This is a genomic window from Caldalkalibacillus salinus, assembly GCF_016745835.1.
GTDB lineage: Bacteria > Bacillota > Bacilli > Caldalkalibacillales > JCM-10596 > Caldalkalibacillus_A > Caldalkalibacillus_A salinus.
Genome location: NZ_JAERVL010000038.1, coordinates 1 through 16,821, shown reverse-complemented (window position 1 = coordinate 16,821; position 16,821 = coordinate 1). Strand labels below are relative to the sequence as shown.

The window sequence follows — 16,821 nt, the reverse complement described above, 5'->3', positions numbered from 1 at the left end:
AAAAGTTTAATAAAAGCTTAAACATTTATGAGTTACAAAGTGTATTAGCCTCGTATGTTTTAAAATAAAATATCAACAAATAAATATACGACAAAAAGACATGTATGCCGATGAGCAACACATGTCTTTTTTTTTTGGCCTGAGTAAGGGCAACCGCAAGTATGCTCTCAGTGCAAACAAGTGAGCGTGTCAGATTTAAGGGAGTAGATTGTGCTCCTTATCTTTACCCCAACATTGACGTCGTTTAGCCTTTCTTAACCTCATGATTTTCAGCAATAACTTTAGGCCGTTTGTTTACGATAATCCACTTCTCCCCGCAGTGCGGACAGACGGTCTTAACCTCGTTCTTACCATAGCGATAATTATATAGGCATTTGTCACATGTCCGCGTTTGAGAAAGTGAAAAGTAGACAATTCTAGTGTATATAAACCATGCCACGAGTGATCCCAGTGCTCCGAATGTAATATAGAAACCCATCTGAGCAATATCTTCAAATATACTTAAGTTCATTATGATCTTCCCCCTTGACTGCTAAGACAAGTTTTCCTAATTCTATTTTTATGCACCATGTGTGACGACATGCCCACTTACTCTTAAAAATGATGACACTAAAAAGAAGAAGTCTGTGATGACATTTGTTAAAATAGGGAATGAGATTAGTAGAAAAAGATGGAGTTAGGAGAGAAAAAAGATGGAGACACCACACAAAGATCAAGAAAGCAAAAATGACATCAAACTCATCGCCATCGACATGGATGGGACGTTATTAAACGAAAAACACGAGATCTCAGACGAAAACAGAAAGGCGATTCAGGAGGCTCAAGACAGGGGGATACATGTTGTCATTAGTACAGGTAGAAGTAAATTAACATGCGCCGATTTAGTCGACTCATTATCCCTCAAGTCATACCTTGTAACCGTCAATGGAAGTGAGATATGGAACGAGTCTGGCGAATTGGTCGAGCGACAATTGCTCAACATCGACCACGTTCACGAAATGTGGGATCTCAAACAAAAACATAAAACGAACTGTTGGGCCACAACGGTGGATAATGTTTACCGTGACCAGTTTCCTGAGGACCTAACTGAACATGAGTGGATGAAGTTCGGTTTCGATGTTGAGGATGATGAGGTAAGACAAATCATTTTTGACCAACTATCTCAGAATGAGGATTTGGAGATTACGAATTCAAGCTTACAAAACTTAGAAATTAACGCCGCAGGCGTTAACAAAGCCCGAGCCATTGAAAAAGTATGTGATAAGTTAGGGATTACCATGGAAAATGTATTAGCGATGGGCGATAGTCTCAACGACTTGGCGATGATTAAGGAAGCGGGCATAGGGGTGGCTATGGGTAACGCTCAAGAAAAAGTGAAAGAGGAAGCTGACTGGGTGACGGCGAGTCATATCGAACATGGGGTAGCGAAAGCCATCAGGCACTGGGCGCTTTAAGATTAAAACTCGGTTCTTGAGAAAAACATGACGAGTGCTTAAATCCATTTGTGTCTGAGGGCATCAAAAGGTAGGTATAATATAGACAAGATGACGTCGTTGGATTGCGTTTTGATGAAGTTGAAGGGAGATCACCAGGTTTGAAACGTAAAAATAGTTTGAGATTAAAACTAGCCATATACGCCTTTATCAACGTATATATTGGGTGGAATGGCTGGCTTTGGATCGAAACACAGTTTAGTCACCCCCCATTTTGGCTGTACATAACCATTTTTATCGTCGTATCTTTTGCTTATATCTTAGCTTGGGTACACCCTGTGTTTGCTCCTCTCAAGGTGGTCGGTGCTTATTGGTTCGCTGTTTTGCAATATGCTATCATCATACTCCCGGTTACGTCGATGATGTACTTTGTGTTGCTTTTACTCAATATTTCTTCGGAGCGAGCGATTAACGTTCTCGGTTGGTTTGTTATCTGTACATATCTTGTGATCGGATTATTTGGCACATACTATGCGTATAGTCCAGTCGTTAGGACGTATAGTATCCGTATACCGAAGAGAAAGAAGACAGGAACCAAAATAGATGGAGACGTAGATGTCAGTACCGATAGGGCAGGCAATGTAGAAAACACAGGCAACACAGATAGCACAGATAGAGAGAGCCAGCAAAAAGATCATTTACAAACTCTGCGTATTGCCATGGCGTCTGATATGCACTTCGGTGCATTGTCCGGGTCTACTCACGCTCGTCGTTTAGTGAAACGTGTGAACGAACGTCAGCCTGATATCATTTTCCTTGTCGGTGATATCATTGATGACGCTCCTGACTCTTTTATCCGCAAAGGCATGGGAGATATCTTAGCGGATATGAAAGCACCGCTAGGCATTTACGGTGTGTTGGGCAACCATGAATACTATGGGGGACAAATTCCAAGGTTCTTACGGGAAATGGAACGGATACAAGTCAAAATACTATTAGATGAAGTTGTAAAAATCAATGAAGATTTTTATATTATAGGGCGAAAGGATCGGACAGATCATCATCGGATGACAATAGAGGCGTTAAAACAGGACTTAGATTCTGAATTACCCCTTTTTCTGTTAGATCATCAACCTTATGAATTAAGTAAGGCACAGAAAGCAGGAATTGATTTATACCTCGCCGGTCATACGCACCGAGGACAGATGGCACCCAATCAGTTCATCACGAAGAAAATATATGAACTAGATTGGGGTTACAAGAAAAAAGGAAGTCTACACGCCATTGTCTCGTCAGGCTTTGGATTTTGGGGTCCCGCCATTCGGATAGGGAGTCGTTCAGAAATCGTCGTCATTGATGTTCACTTTGACTAACAAAATAATAAATGAAACATCAGAGGGGACCATTTTAACACGAGATGATTGATCCCCTTTGTATGACACTTATACACGCTAAAATGGCGTGTATTTTTTTGTTTTTGCCTTTCCACATGCTAGCCGTGATGCACGCTATATCCATCCCAGAATGGTATTTTTATTTCAAAAAATTTATTGACAATGATTATCGTTATCATCTAATATAAAAGATATTGATAATCATTCTCATTCATAATATATCTCTTATATTATCACATGAGCAGTAGAAAATAGAATATGTAATCCATCACAATTTATTTGGAGGGGAAAACATGGTTCGAGAGATAGCGCTGCGTGAGATTGAACAAGACGTTTACAACAAATTAAACCGTCACGCTCCTCATTTACCCGCTGTATATCAGGCTTATTTACCGCAGGCCCGCCAACGTATCCTGCACCAGCTCATACAGGCCATCCTAAGAGAAGACTTATTTCAAGTATCGTGGGCAGAAGAGGGGGGTAATCTAAAAGCGACGATTGTCACAAGTTCAAAAGGGGTACTCACGATCCCGATCAAAAAACGTTACATACTACATCACATTGATATAGGGGCAGATATCCACTGTGAACACCAGGATCGGGTGGTGAGCCTCACTCACCCTGTTGATCTTGTGAGGACACTTGACATAGAGGAGAAGCGTAAGCAGAATCTGTGCCGTGAACTAGACAGTGCTGTGGTTCATGACGCTTTAGCCATGACTGGGGCAAAGTGGCGACGTGATCGGCTACCTCAGTCCTCTGGCAGAGTCAATGGGACGTTTGCCTATCTGCTTAATGAGAAACAAACACACGAAGACTTCAGTCCCTTAGTTTTTGCTGAACAATGGGTGATCAAAGGTCATACACTTCATCCATGTACCAAAACACGGATCGGCATTGATGTGCTTGATGTCCTCCAAGATGCTCCTGAATGGGGAGGAAGCCCGGAGGTCATCCCCGTTGCCGTTCATCATAGCTTGGTGAACGTCACAGCCATGACAGATAGAAGCCTGACCGATATCCTGCTCAGTGAGTACCCTGAGGTTAAGGAAGCGTTCGAGGAACAGCTAAGGCCTTTATCTCAAGTCCATGGTCCTCATGATATTCCTTATGAGATTATCCCAGTTCATCGCTGGCAATATCAGCACGTGATTCAACCTTTACTTACAAGTGATATGGCGCGAGGTCTCGTTGTGCCATTAAAGGGTGTGCCGATACACACACAAGCGTTACTTTCTTATCGGACACTTGCACCATATGCGAGTCGAAGCCGCCATCATATTAAAACCGCGATGAACGTACAGATGACGAGTGCCAAACGTATCGTTTCTCCCACATCAGTCTTTAACGGTCCTGTGATTTCATCCATTTTAGATCAGATTTACCAACAAGATGATGACGTCGCCCGTCAATTGTCATTTTCTCTAGAAAACGGTGGCGTACATTACCAGGCAGAAGGGGACGGAGATGGCGACGCCGACGCCGACTTTCTGAGCAAAAATGTTGCAGCGTTATTACGTTCAAACCCCGAAGCTGATTTGGGTCACGATGAGGTCGCAATCCCCGCTGCTTTTCTCATTAGTGAGTCGCCGGTTACAGATCAAACGGTTCTAGTTGAATGCATTGAGCATCTTGCAAGCGAGCGAGCTTTGTCATTCGAGGACGCCGCTGTTCAATATATTGGGACTTACGCGCGGCAACTGATTCCAGCCTTACTTACCTTGATGACGAAGTACGGGGTGAGTATGGAGGCGCACTTGCAGAATGCGATACCTGTCATGCGAGAGGGGATGCCAGTACGTTTTATTCTACGAGATAACGGCGGGATACGTATCAAAGCGAGTCAGTTACGAAGCACGATTGGCCATGTCCCCCAAATTAACAACGATACAAACGTTTTAACGGAGCAGGATGAGGATCTTTTTACAATGTTCTCCCACGCTATATTACATAATCATTTGGGAGAAATGATTGTCTTGCTGGCTAGGGAGAGAGGGGTATCTGAGGTGAGATTATGGCGTCCTGTGGCCCAATCCATTAAAGAGACCCTCGATCATCTTAAAGCAGAACAGGCGTCCCAGCGTGTAGCAGAGGTCATCGAAAAGATGTGTCTATCTTCTCACGCCCCTCTAAAAGCCTTACTCAAGATGAGATTGATGGATCGTATCACAGATAACGCGTATACCCGTGTTCCTAATCCACTACAAGTGGTCGAGAAGGAAGGTGATGGCTCATGCCAACGGTAGAGCAACATGAAGAACTGAACCATACCGAGCAATATCTTCAGACTCATCATCCACACATGGTGCCGTACTTTCAGGAAGCGATAGAAGAGGCACAGAAGAAAGTTTTATATAAGTTTGCGGCGGCCGTCCTTCGTGAAGACTTGAATGGCCTTTACACAAACGCTATAACGGTGAGGAAAAACAATGCTGATGGGGTAGTGGATCAGGCAGAACCAAACCATATGATAGAGAAACCGAAACATGTTCTGACACAATTGGAGGCATTAGGTTTGCGTGAAAACGTCACGTATTTTGTATGTGATTGTGAAGGCGGACGACTCGTTTTTCCTGTTCAGACAACCTACGCCTATCGTCGCTTTGTATTATCGGATGACGTATTACATATCACCGAAGAAGGGTGTCACAAGATTAAGACAGCAGGTGAGCTATTAACATATTTACAAACTCTAACAACGCCATCAGCGGCTCAGTTGTATGAAGAGTTATGTAATGCCACAGCCAATTTAGCGTTGGCTATAGCAGAGTTTCACGCAGAGTGTGCGTCTATACAAGCGGGTAGGCGACCTCTATCTACAGGCATTCAAACAGCACTAGATTATGCGTTAGCCCAATCTGTGGAGGACCCGACGTGGTCAAAAACCACCTTTTTTGAACAACTTTGTGTCGAAGGACATCAGCTTCACCCGTGTGCCAAAACAAAAACGAAATTAAGCCCGGGAGACGTGCTACGTTATTCCCCTGAATTTCATCAGCCATTCTCTATTCGTTTTGTTGCGCTAAGAAAAGATTATTTACTCTCTCATGAGTTGCAGCTCAACGGTTTGGCTGACGCCTTTCCAGAAATCGAAAATAGATACCATCTCCTCATGAGGGAGAAAGGATATGACCCGACCTCATATCAGTGGCTTCCTGTCCACGAGTGGCAATATAAACACGCCCTTCAGGACATTTACACTGAGGAGCTACGTGAAGATATTCTTGTACCCTTAGACGAATTGCAGCTCGAAGGTCGGGCGACGTCTTCTTTTCGAACGTTAGTGCCTATAGGTGTTGGTACACCAAGTCTGAAGTTAGCAGTCAATAGTCAAATGACGTCCACAGTACGCTCTATTTCAACCCAAACGGCAATGAATGCTGTCCCGTTTACGCGACTTATTTCAGACATACTCGCACATGAATCTCACTTAGATACGTTTAAGCCTATTTATGAGGTAGCGGGTTATAGTTTTCGATCGGAAAGAGAAGATCAATCGAGGAATTTAAGCGTTGTCCTAAGAGAGAATGTAGATAAACAACTCGCAGATGATCAGTTAGCCATTGTCGGTTGTAGTTTATATAGTCTTTCACCTGTCTCCGGCAAGCCTATCATCGCTGAATTGTTGGATACGTATTGTGCGCATTTGCAACGTGAACGACACGAGGGTTTGATCTCCTTTTTTAATGAGTACCTTTCTCACTTACTCCCAGGGGTCCTCACATTATTAACCAAATACGGGATTGCTCTTGAAGGTCACTTACAGAATAGTGTGCCTGTATTCCGTCAGGGACAACCAGTCGGATTATATTTTAGAGACTGGGGTGGCGCCCGTATTTATATACCACGTTTAAAACGACAGGGCTATGATGCTGACTTTTATTCCGATTCAGTGACGGTAACGTATAACCGAGACGAGATGTGGGACAAAGCGTACTATACGGTATTTCAAAACCATATCGGTGAACTTATTGTTCAACTATGTGAGTATACAGGTGTAGCAGAGGACGTATTGTGGGAAATCGTCAGAGCACGTTGTGACCAATGTTTCCAGGCCTTAATTAGAGAAGGTTACGAGCAAGCTAAAGATGATGCAGCTCGTTTATATGAGCCTATGGTGAAGCATAAGGCGCTAACAACAATGCGCTTAAAACCAGACGAAGGATACTGTTACACCCAAGTGCTCAATCCATTGCACCAAGTAGAAAGGACGCTTTAGAGATGGTTAGGTTCCCCAGTTCTACTCTAAAAACAACATCAATATCAGCCTTAAAATATCCTCAGTTTCGCAAGCTGATATACGGTAGTGTTGTCGTCAGAACAACGGACTGGATGGACTTGACGATTATCAATTGGATTGTGTACCAATGGACGCAATCTCCAGTGATGCTAGCGTTCGTTAATGCATGCAGGCTATTACCGGTGTTATTGTTCACGCTACCTTCAGGCGTAATGGCAGACAAATGGGATCGTCAAAAGCTCTTGATGTGGACGTATCTAGGATTGTTTCTAACCAGCATCGCTGTAGCTTTCGTCGTGAGTCAACAGTGGGCGGTGACTATTCTGTTAGGCACTATGATGGGTCGTGCTATTTTCATGACGGTAGAAGTGCCCGTGCGTCAAGCTTTTTTGTCTAATGTTTTACCAGCCGCTGCTCTGAGTAGTGGAGTGGCGATTCAAACCATGGGCATCCACCTCGCAAGGATGTTAGGACCTGCCGCAGCAGGCATACTGTTACTTCATATTGAAGCTGGTCATTTGTTATACATCCTGACGATCGGTCCTCTTGTGGCCTTAATTGCCCTGTGGTCTATGTCATTAAACCCACATCGGTTGCAGACTGATCAGGACAAGGCGACAAAGCAACCTGAAGACCGACAACAGGGAAACGGTAACCTGTCGCCACAAAATAGAGATAAAAATGACGGTTTAAACGCTAACATCCAAGTAACTGAAAAAACATCGTCATCGTCATCGTTAAAGGCCACATTTTACTATATCAAGGCTCATCCGATGGTGCTATCCGTCCTTCTTTTAGCCATTGCGCCCATGGTGTTTGGGTTTCCGTATACCACGATGTTACCTTTGTTTTCACAAGCGTTGCTCGGTTTAGGCCCCGATGGATTCGGCCTATTACTATCCTTATCTTCAGCAGGTGCCATATTAGCCACCGTGACGCTTTCAGTGAAGCAACCTGAATCCTCTGGACAAACCTTGTTGGTGTCAGCCTTCAGCTTTGGATTAGGGTTAAGTTTCTTTATGTTGTTCCATGATCATATCTATCTGTCTATCCTGTGTATGTTTTTTATTGGATTTGTGAGTCAGTACTATCGCACTCTTAGCCGTATATGGCTGCAATTACACGTCGATGAACAGTATCGTGGGAGAGTATTAAGTATCGCTTTAATGGACCGGGGATATATTCCTCTTGGCGCTATTTTTATAGGCTGGATTGCCCAGATGTATGGTGTGCTAACAGCCGGCATCTTCATGGGAGTTGGCTGTTGTCTCTCAACGCTGTGTCTCGCTATGTGGAGAAAAGACCTATGGCTGAAAAAGGGAGCGCGAGTACTAGAAGATAGAAGAGGAGTGTAAACAATGGGGATGAACCAAAAGCTGTCACAGCAAGTGTCTCAGCTCATACGGGACAAGGAACGAGGACGAGGAATCTGCGCTTATCTTTATGATTTAGATAAGCTCCGCTCACATGCAGCCGAGCTTAAGCACACATTGCCGTCTTATTGTCGCCTATTCTATGCCATTAAAGCTAATCCAGATAAACAGATTATTCGGGCTTTAGAAAAAATGGTGGATGGCTTTGAAGTGGCTTCGTTAGGTGAAATGACGAAAGTAAGAGACGTCACCACAAAACCGATGATATTTGGGGCGCCAGCCAAAAAAGAGGGGGAAATCGAGAAGGCAGCAAAAGGAGACTTAAGCTTAATCAATGTCGAGAGCTTTCACGATGTGAACCGCATACAGTCTATAGCGTGTCAAGCTAACCGGAAAGTGCCGGTGATTATTCGCGTCAATTTACGGCAGAATGTCTCACATAGCCGAATCAAAATGGCTGGTGTAGCCACCCAATTTGGCGTGGATGAAAATCAAGTACCTGACATCATTCACAAGCTTATCCAGTGTCCCAATCTAGTCATACGTGGCTTCCACTTTCATGCCATGTCTAATAATTTAGACGCCGATGTCCATCTTAAGTTTGTTCAAACCTGCTTGTTAAAAGCAAGCGAATGGCGCAAGACGTATGATTTGAATATTGATACGGTGAATGTCGGTGGAGGAATCGGTGTCAATTACACTCGAAGCGATGAGTCTTTTGATTGGACATTGTTTACACAAGGGTTGCACGCACTCAAGCAGGCATTTATGGATGAAGGGATCGAACTTATACTAGAGCTAGGCCGGTATTTAACGGCAGAGTGTGGTTATTACGTGTCTGAAGTTGTTGATTTGAAACAGAATCATGACCAATGTTTTGCCTTGTTACGTGGGGGTACCCATCACTTGCGTTTACCGGCGGCATGGAAAATGAGCCATCCTTTCACCCTCTATCCTGTTGATACATGGGAATATCCTTTTAAACGCCCTCAGATAAAGGAGGAATCCGTGACAATGGCCGGAGAGTTATGTACACCGAATGATGTACTCGTAAGGGATGTGTATGTCGATCAATTAAGGGTGGGGGATCTCGTTGTGTTTCAATTAGCAGGTGCGTATGGTTGGACTATATCGCACCATGATTTCCTATCCCATCCCCACCCTGACATTTACTATGTGGGTGACCTCCCGAACTAACTTTGTGTTTTCTCCCCTCCCTGCTGTGATTGCAAGAAAAAGCGGTGTTGAAAATATTCCGCGACACCTAATAGGAGTCCAGTGAGTATCGCACCGAAAAAGGTAACCCGAGCCCCAATTAACAGCAGGGAGATAATGTACACGAGTAATACAGAGGATGCAAAGTCTAGGATAAGACTCAGTGTCGTTGTTCTTTGACTTAGGATTAGCTTTTCCATCATCCTCCCAACCAAAGCTAAGATCACACCAAGAATGATAGGTTGCCATAAGCTGTTAAAGGTGACGTTAGGGAAAATCATACCGGCAATGTATACGACGATGGGGGTGGCAATAAGTTTGAGTACGATGCCTGACAATTGAAAAACCTCCTTTTATTTGAGTTATGTCCAGAAGAGACAGTATTTAATCGTCTTTGATTTAAGATGCATGGTGTTATGTTATGTTGAAAAAAATGAATGCCCTTTCTTTTGTCACACAGAGGATAGATGAAACTGGTTTGATAATAGGAGAGACTTTGGGCTTAAGGTTTAGTGATTCTTGAAAAAGATTTTAGATCATTGAAAAAATAATAATTGAAAGGGTTTACATAAGGTGTTATAATTTCTGTGCGTAAACGTTTACTAAATATTAGAAAGCAGGAGAGCAGAGTGATGGGAGCAACAATTAAAGACGTGGCTAGAGTCGCAAGTGTCTCTATTGCAACTGTATCAAGAATACTAAATAATCAGCCTGGATATTCGGAGGAAACGAAAAGAAAAGTAATGAAAGCTATAAAAGAACTTGGCTATCAACCGAATGCTGTGGCAAGGGGATTGATTAATAAGAAGACCCAGACTATTGGTGTATTGTTTCCGGATATATCAAGTATGCTCTCTTCTGCAATATTAGGGGGGATTGAAGAGGTCACACATGAACATGGGAATAGTGTTATAGTCTGTCATACTGCAGCACAAGGAAATAAAACGATGAAATATATACAACTACTTAGAGAAAAAAGAGTAGATGCCATCCTCTGGGTAAGTGAAGCTATGCGCGAGGAATATTATGAAGTTTTATTAGATATGAATATTCCTGTTGTGCTTATTTCAACTGAGTCCAATCGGTTTCAGTTTCCATATGTAAAAGTAAGTGATAAGAGTGCCTCTTTTAGCGCAACTGAGTACATGATTAAAAATGGCCACCAAAAGATTGGGATGATAAGTGGACCAAAAGAAGACTTAATATCGGGTTTTCCAAGGTATGAAGGCTATAAACTTGCCTTGCATGAATATGGTATAGAAATGAAAGAGGAGCGAGTGGTATTCAGTAATGGATTTGATTACGATGCTGGAAAGGAAAGTTTTAAAAAGCTCATTAATCATTCTCCAGAAATTACAGGCGTTGTGGTGGCTAGTGATGAAATGGCAATGGGCGCTATTGTAGCTGCTTATAGGTTAGGAATTGATGTCCCAGATGATTTGTCTATTATAGGTTATGATAATTTAAAACTTGCAGAAATGGCTGTTCCTCCACTAACTACTGTAGCACAACCGTTACATGAATTAGGGCAAACAGGTGCAGAAATGTTATTCAAAATGATTGAAACTGGTGAAAAAGCAAGGAATATTATTTTACCGCATTCAATAATAGAAAGAGATTCGGTAAGGCCTCTGTAAATAATTTTTGATTCAAACGTAAACGTTTACTCATGATGAAGGGATTTCTGTTAAAAACCTATCCCTCTACTAGATTTATAATCATAATATATGAACATTTTTATTTCAAAACGTAAACGTTTACTGTGAGAAAGAATATGAGTTATCTTTGTTTATTTTATAAAGAATGAGCAAAGTCTTTTTTAAGAGGAGGGAATTTCAATGAAAAAAAATACTAAAAAAATATTGACAGGTGCATTTTCCTTGGCAGTAGGTGCCACATTACTCACCGGTTGTGGTGGAGATGCTGGTAATGAAGGTGGTAACGTTACATTAGAATTGTTTTCAAACAAGTCCGAGAATATGGAAACCTATGAAGGTTTAATTGCAGAGTTTGAAGAACAAAATCCAACGATTGATATTGAATTAAATGCACCACCGGAAGCAGAAACCGTATTAAAAACTCGTCTTACAAAAGGTGACATGCCTGACTTAGTCGCAATTGGTGGTAATGCAACTTATGGTGAACTAGCAAGAGCGGGCGTTTTTGAAGACTTTTCTGGATCTGAGTTTTTAGAACACATTCAACCGGCTTATATTGAAATGATTAACCAGCTTGTAGGAGAAGCAAAAGAAGGTACTTATGGTGTTCCTTACGCATCAAATGCAAACACCGTTATTTATAACAAGGACAAATTAGAAGACCTTGGTCTTGAGGTACCACGAACATGGGATGAATTTGTAAATGCTTTAGAAACCGCTGAATCTGCTGGTGAAGTTCCGATCCAATTTACGTTAAAGGATGCATGGACAGGCATGATTCCATGGAATTCTGTTGCTGCTAACATTCAGCCTGAAAACTTTGCAGCTAAGAAGTCTGCTGGAGAAGCCAGCTTCCAGGAAGACTATTCGGAAGTAGCAGAGAAAATGCTTACGCTTATAAAGTACGGTCATGATGATAACTTTGGTGTTGGTTATGGTGATGGTAACACTGCATTCGGGAAAGGTGAAGGGGTATTTTACTTCCAAGGTAACTGGGCGATACCAGAAATCAAAAAAGCGAATCCCGATATTAATTTAGGTGTGTTCGCAATGCCTGTAACAAATAACCCTGAAGCAAACAAACTAGTCTCAGGTGTTGACGTATTACTAGCAGTAAACGCTGAAGCAGACAATAAAGAAGAAGCAACTAAGTTTATTGCGTTTTTATTAGAACAAGAAAATGCAAAACAGTATATTGATGAACAAGCTGCATTCTCTGCTATTCATGGTGTGTTACAAGAAGATCCTGTAATGGAAGGAATCAAACAGAACTTTGAGGAAGGAACGATTACAAGCTTTCCGGATCACTATTATCCTGCGGGTATGCAAGCGGCTAACTTAATTCAGGCTTTCTTAATTGAGAAGAACAAAGATGAGTTTTTAACAACATTAGATAAAGAATGGGAAAAAGTAGAAAATAGATAATTTTAGTTAGGGCACCTTAAAGTGTGCTCTAGCTTAAAAATGTAAGAAGCAGGTATGTTTTTAGCTTTCTTAAAGAGGAGAGATTATTATGCAAAAGAAACAAAATACGTATATCTTAATGACAATACCTGCACTAGCTCTCTTTTTTATATTCCATACTTATCCAGTGTTACAAGGTATTTTTTATAGTTTTACGGACTGGAAAGGTTATGGAGAGTGGAATTTTGTAGGGCTTAAAAATTATTTTAATGTATTTCAAGATAGAAGGGCTTTAAGCGCTTATGGTTTCACCTTTCAGTTTGCTATTGTGTCAACTATTCTTGTAAATATTTTTAGTCTGCTTATTGCAATGGGATTAAATGCGAAAATAAAATTCCATAAGACGCTTCGTGCAGTCTATTTTATGCCAAATGTATTAGGTATCTTAATTGTGGGGTATATTTTTAATTTTATCTTTGCCCACTTTATTCCAGATATTGCTCAGAGCCTTGGAATAAACGCTTTATCCAAGAATATATTGGGCGACCCAGATCTCGCTTGGATTGGTATTGTGATTATGGCAGTTTGGCAAGCGGTAGCCTTTAATACCATTTTATATCTAGCTGGTCTTGTTACCATTTCTGATGATTTATATGAGGCAGCAAGTATTGACGGGGCTGGTCCATGGAAAAAGTTTTGGGCTATTACATTTCCATTAATTGCGCCATTCTTTACTATCAACATGGTACTCGCCATGAAAAACTTCTTAATGGTATTTGATCATATTATTGCTTTAACTGGCGGTGGTCCTGGTCAATCAACGGAATCCATTTCTCTTTTAATTTACCGTGGGGGATTTGAAGGTGGAGAGTTTGCTTATCAATCAGCAAATGCAGTTATTTACTTTATCGTGATCGTTATCATCTCAGTGGTTCAGATTAGAGTGCTGCAAAAAAGAGAGGTGGAGTTATAATGAGAGGCAAAACAAATTGGATTATTACGACTTTGTTAATGTTAGGGTCTATTCTGATACTTTTGCCATTATATTTGACCATCACAATTGCACTCAAGACGCCGCAGGAATTGTCTAAGTCGTTGCTAGCTCTTCCAGAAGAATGGCGTTTTCAAAACTTTTTGGATGCAATAGAAATAACGAACTTTTTTAATGCCCTAATCAACAGTTCAACCATTACCGTTTTTGTTGTTATTTTTACACTTTTGACAAACTCGATGGTGGCTTATGCTATTGCGAGAAATATGCATAAAAAGTTTTATAAGTTCTTATTTTATTATTTTGTAAGTGCGATGTTTGTTCCATTTCCTATTTTGATGCTTCCAATCGTTAAGCAGACAAGTAGCTGGGGAATGGATAATATCGCTGGTTTAATTCTATTGTATATCGTGTATGGCCTCGCGTTTAATGTATTTATTTACGTAGGTTATATTAAATCAATTCCAAAAACGTTGGAAGAAGCTGCTATCATAGACGGAGCCAGTACATGGCAGGTTTTCTGGAAAGTTATCTTTCCGTTATTAGCACCAATGAATGCGACAGTAGGGATATTAACAACACTCTGGGCATGGAATGATTTTATGCTACCGCTCATTATATTAAGTGATCGAGACCAGGCGACTTTACCACTTGTACAATATTTATTCCAATCACAATTTAGTACAGACTACAACCTTGCATTTGCCTCATATTTAATGGCTTTAGCGCCAATGATAATTGTTTACATCTTTGCGCAAAAGTGGATTATTAGTGGGGTAACGAAAGGTGCAATAAGGTAATTAATTGTTAGGAGTGTTATCATGGAAAAAGCTTGGTGGAAAGAAAGTGTCGTATATCAAATTTATCCTAGAAGCTTCAATGACAGTAATGGAGACGGAATTGGAGATATTCAAGGCATTATAGAAAAACTAGATTATTTGAAGGAATTAGGTGTAGATGTTATCTGGCTTTCACCTGTGTACAAATCACCAAATGACGATAATGGCTATGATATTAGTGATTATCAGGATATTATGGATGAATTCGGAACAATGGATGATTGGGATGAGCTTTTAGAAGGTTTACATTCTCGTGGCATGAAGTTAATGATGGATTTGGTTGTAAATCACTCCTCAGATGAGCATAAATGGTTCATTGAGTCACGTCAATCAAAGGATAATCCTTATCGAGACTACTATATTTGGCGGCCAGGTCATCATGGGCAGGAACCTAACAATTGGACCTCTATTTTCAGTGGTTCTGCTTGGGAATATGATAATCAAACGAATGAGTATTACCTCCATCTTTTCAGCAAAAAGCAACCAGACCTTAACTGGGAGAATCCAAAGCTGCGACAAGACATTTACGACATGATGACATGGTGGCTAGATAGAGGGATAGACGGCTTCCGAATGGATGTCATTAACCTCATATCTAAGGAGCCTGGATTGCCTGATTCTCCAGATGGCGGCAGTCAGTATTTTATGAACGGTCCACGGGTGCACGAGTATCTACAAGAAATGAATCGGGAGGTTCTTTCGAAATATGATACGATTACGGTTGGTGAGTGCCCAGGAGCAACAACGGAAGATGCGAAGAAATATGCAAATAAAGAAGGTACGGAACTAAACATGATTTTCACTTTTGAGCATATGGATTTAGATTCAGGCCCTAAGGGGAAATGGGATTTAAAGCCATGGAAACTTTCCGATTTAAAAGATGTTATGACGAAATGGCAAAAGGGCCTAGAAGATAATGGTTGGAATAGTTTATATCTAAATAATCATGACCAGCCTAGAATGGTTTCTCGTTTTGGTGATGATCAGGAGTATCGGGTAAAATCGGCTAAAATGCTAGCTACCTTTTTACACATGATGCAAGGGACGCCATACATCTATCAAGGGGAAGAACTAGGGATGACGAATATCCGTTTTGACTCTCTAGACGACTATAAGGATATCGAAATTCATAACATGTATCGTGAGAAAGTGCTCGAAGGTGACGAAAATCATGAGGATATCATGGAGGCCATCTATGTCAAGGGACGTGACAATGCGCGCACCCCGATGCAATGGGATGATTCCCCGAACGCTGGGTTTACGACAGGCGAACCATGGTTAAAGGTAAATCCAAATTACAAAGACATTAATGCCAAACAGGCCCTGTCAGACCAAGACTCTATTTATTATTTCTACCAGAAACTGATTAAACTGAGAAAAGAACATGATGTTATCGTATACGGGACTTATGACCTTATTTTAGAAGAACATGAGCACATTTACGCTTATACGAGAACGTTAAATGAAGAGCAACTCGTCGTTCTGTGTAACTTTACATCAGAGGAGGTTTACTTCGAGCTGCCGCATGGGATCAAAAAGGGGACAAGTGAGCTTCTTCTGTCTAATGTCGAAGAGATCGGGAACGAAATACCAAGCAGTGGACGCCTTAGTCCTTATGAGGCGAGAGTATACTTGATAAAGGCTTAGTTTTTGAGCATACAGACTTGTATCAGTATAAGTCCTGAGGTTGTCGTGCTTAGAACCGTTATATATTTAGTTTAGGGGGTAGCTGATGCGCTACTCCTTTTTCAATCGTTATAATATCTCGCAATACTGATTGATGTTGATCCAGTATCAGATGGTGGAGCCAAGTTAGAGTTAACACAGTCAAAGTCAATCGATGATAGTCATCAGTCAAAGAGACCATTAAGTGTATTTAGTTCGTGATACCGTCAAGAATTTTGTGTAAGCCCGTAGGGCTATCCTTCAGAATGAGATATATTTGAACCTTCATCATCCTAAAAACGACATAATAATGAAAAAAGGTTCAGTCAAGGGCACCGAATGGTGGGCGAAGCCGAATCCTTGACGGGTTCTTTTTCATTATTACCATCTAATATGGATGATGAAGTTAGTCACCATAACGTTCTACAAACATGTCTTGTAAAGCACTGAAGGCAGAAGCAAAGCCTCTTAGTTTACGTTCTGACCATGTGTCATTTAAGTTTTGGACAGTCAGATAAACAATCTTTTCAGCTGCTTTAATGTCCGGCAGGCTGTTCATAGGTTTTAATCTTTTGCGAATATCCTTGATGGTGCGCTCGATCCAGTTGG

General features: G+C 41.3%; 13 protein-coding genes and 1 pseudogene. 11 read left to right on the top strand and 3 right to left on the bottom strand.

The window, feature by feature from the left end:
* Positions 1-244: 244 nt before the first annotated feature.
* Complete coding sequence (locus JKM87_RS17285; RefSeq protein ID WP_202081648.1) at positions 245-511, bottom strand: hypothetical protein; 267 nt, start codon at positions 509-511, stop codon at positions 245-247.
* Between the two features lie 181 nt (positions 512-692).
* Between JKM87_RS17285 and JKM87_RS17280 the strand changes: the two genes are divergently transcribed.
* The 6 genes from JKM87_RS17280 to JKM87_RS17255 all read left to right on the top strand — a co-directional run bounded on the left by JKM87_RS17280 (position 693) and on the right by JKM87_RS17255 (position 9,637).
* Positions 693-1,454 carry a Cof-type HAD-IIB family hydrolase gene (locus JKM87_RS17280; RefSeq protein WP_202081647.1) on the top strand — a complete coding sequence of 254 codons (762 nt, stop codon included), beginning with the start codon at positions 693-695 and terminating at the stop codon, positions 1,452-1,454.
* Between the two features lie 140 nt (positions 1,455-1,594).
* Positions 1,595-2,806, top strand: a complete 1,212-nt coding sequence (locus JKM87_RS18220) for a metallophosphoesterase (RefSeq protein ID WP_336885201.1) — start codon at positions 1,595-1,597, stop codon at positions 2,804-2,806.
* A gap of 314 nt (positions 2,807-3,120) precedes the next feature.
* Complete coding sequence (locus tag JKM87_RS17270) at positions 3,121-5,073, top strand: IucA/IucC family protein (protein ID WP_202081644.1); 1,953 nt, start codon at positions 3,121-3,123, stop codon at positions 5,071-5,073.
* Positions 5,061-7,046, top strand: coding sequence for an IucA/IucC family protein (locus JKM87_RS17265; protein WP_202081642.1), 1,986 nt, complete (start codon positions 5,061-5,063; stop codon positions 7,044-7,046). The genes JKM87_RS17270 and JKM87_RS17265 overlap by 13 nt, the downstream gene beginning before the upstream one ends.
* 2 nt (positions 7,047-7,048) lie before the next feature.
* Complete coding sequence (locus JKM87_RS17260) at positions 7,049-8,422, top strand: MFS transporter (protein WP_202081641.1); 1,374 nt, start codon at positions 7,049-7,051, stop codon at positions 8,420-8,422.
* 3 nt (positions 8,423-8,425) lie between these two features.
* Positions 8,426-9,637 carry a type III PLP-dependent enzyme gene (locus JKM87_RS17255; protein ID WP_236838931.1) on the top strand — a complete coding sequence of 404 codons (1,212 nt, stop codon included), beginning with the start codon at positions 8,426-8,428 and terminating at the stop codon, positions 9,635-9,637.
* On the opposite strand, the gene JKM87_RS17250 is transcribed toward JKM87_RS17255, so the two are convergent.
* Positions 9,634-9,993, bottom strand: a complete 360-nt coding sequence (locus JKM87_RS17250; RefSeq protein WP_236838930.1) for a DUF2512 family protein — start codon at positions 9,991-9,993, stop codon at positions 9,634-9,636. The two genes, JKM87_RS17255 and JKM87_RS17250, sit on opposite strands and share 4 nt — an antisense overlap.
* Before the next feature lie 294 nt (positions 9,994-10,287).
* Between JKM87_RS17250 and JKM87_RS17245 the strand changes: the two genes are divergently transcribed.
* From JKM87_RS17245 to JKM87_RS17225, 5 genes are all read left to right on the top strand, one after another.
* On the top strand, positions 10,288-11,292 hold the full coding sequence (locus tag JKM87_RS17245; protein WP_202081639.1) for a LacI family DNA-binding transcriptional regulator: 1,005 nt from the start codon (positions 10,288-10,290) through the stop codon (positions 11,290-11,292).
* Between the two features lie 201 nt (positions 11,293-11,493).
* On the top strand, positions 11,494-12,738 hold the full coding sequence (locus tag JKM87_RS17240; protein ID WP_202081637.1) for an ABC transporter substrate-binding protein: 1,245 nt from the start codon (positions 11,494-11,496) through the stop codon (positions 12,736-12,738).
* Between the two features lie 88 nt (positions 12,739-12,826).
* A complete protein-coding gene (locus JKM87_RS17235) occupies positions 12,827-13,690 on the top strand; it encodes a carbohydrate ABC transporter permease (protein WP_202081635.1) in 864 nt (287 codons plus the stop codon).
* Complete coding sequence (locus JKM87_RS17230; protein ID WP_202081633.1) at positions 13,690-14,508, top strand: carbohydrate ABC transporter permease; 819 nt, start codon at positions 13,690-13,692, stop codon at positions 14,506-14,508. The genes JKM87_RS17235 and JKM87_RS17230 overlap by 1 nt, the downstream gene beginning before the upstream one ends.
* A 21-nt stretch (positions 14,509-14,529) precedes the next feature.
* Positions 14,530-16,194 carry a glycoside hydrolase family 13 protein gene (locus JKM87_RS17225; RefSeq protein WP_202081631.1) on the top strand — a complete coding sequence of 555 codons (1,665 nt, stop codon included), beginning with the start codon at positions 14,530-14,532 and terminating at the stop codon, positions 16,192-16,194.
* Positions 16,195-16,618: 424 nt separating this feature from the next.
* Here JKM87_RS17225 and JKM87_RS17220 read toward each other — a convergent pair.
* Positions 16,619-16,821, bottom strand: a pseudogene (locus JKM87_RS17220) (IS256 family transposase); the annotation flags it as partial.

What these genes read in the sequence shown, in the direction of transcription:
- JKM87_RS17240 (WP_202081637.1), top strand. Translation starts at nt 11,494, where the DNA reads ATGAAAAAAAATACTAAAAAAATATTGACAGGTGCATTTTCCTTGGCA.
- JKM87_RS17265 (WP_202081642.1), top strand. Translation starts at nt 5,061, where the DNA reads ATGCCAACGGTAGAGCAACATGAAGAACTGAACCATACCGAGCAATAT.
- JKM87_RS17255 (WP_236838931.1), top strand. Translation starts at nt 8,426, where the DNA reads ATGGGGATGAACCAAAAGCTGTCACAGCAAGTGTCTCAGCTCATACGG.
- JKM87_RS17270 (WP_202081644.1), top strand. Translation starts at nt 3,121, where the DNA reads ATGGTTCGAGAGATAGCGCTGCGTGAGATTGAACAAGACGTTTACAAC.
- JKM87_RS17230 (WP_202081633.1), top strand. Translation starts at nt 13,690, where the DNA reads ATGAGAGGCAAAACAAATTGGATTATTACGACTTTGTTAATGTTAGGG.
- JKM87_RS17260 (WP_202081641.1), top strand. Translation starts at nt 7,049, where the DNA reads ATGGTTAGGTTCCCCAGTTCTACTCTAAAAACAACATCAATATCAGCC.
- JKM87_RS17285 (WP_202081648.1), bottom strand. Translation starts at nt 511, where the DNA reads ATGAACTTAAGTATATTTGAAGATATTGCTCAGATGGGTTTCTATATT.
- JKM87_RS17245 (WP_202081639.1), top strand. Translation starts at nt 10,288, where the DNA reads ATGGGAGCAACAATTAAAGACGTGGCTAGAGTCGCAAGTGTCTCTATT.
- JKM87_RS17280 (WP_202081647.1), top strand. Translation starts at nt 693, where the DNA reads ATGGAGACACCACACAAAGATCAAGAAAGCAAAAATGACATCAAACTC.
- JKM87_RS17235 (WP_202081635.1), top strand. Translation starts at nt 12,827, where the DNA reads ATGCAAAAGAAACAAAATACGTATATCTTAATGACAATACCTGCACTA.
- JKM87_RS17225 (WP_202081631.1), top strand. Translation starts at nt 14,530, where the DNA reads ATGGAAAAAGCTTGGTGGAAAGAAAGTGTCGTATATCAAATTTATCCT.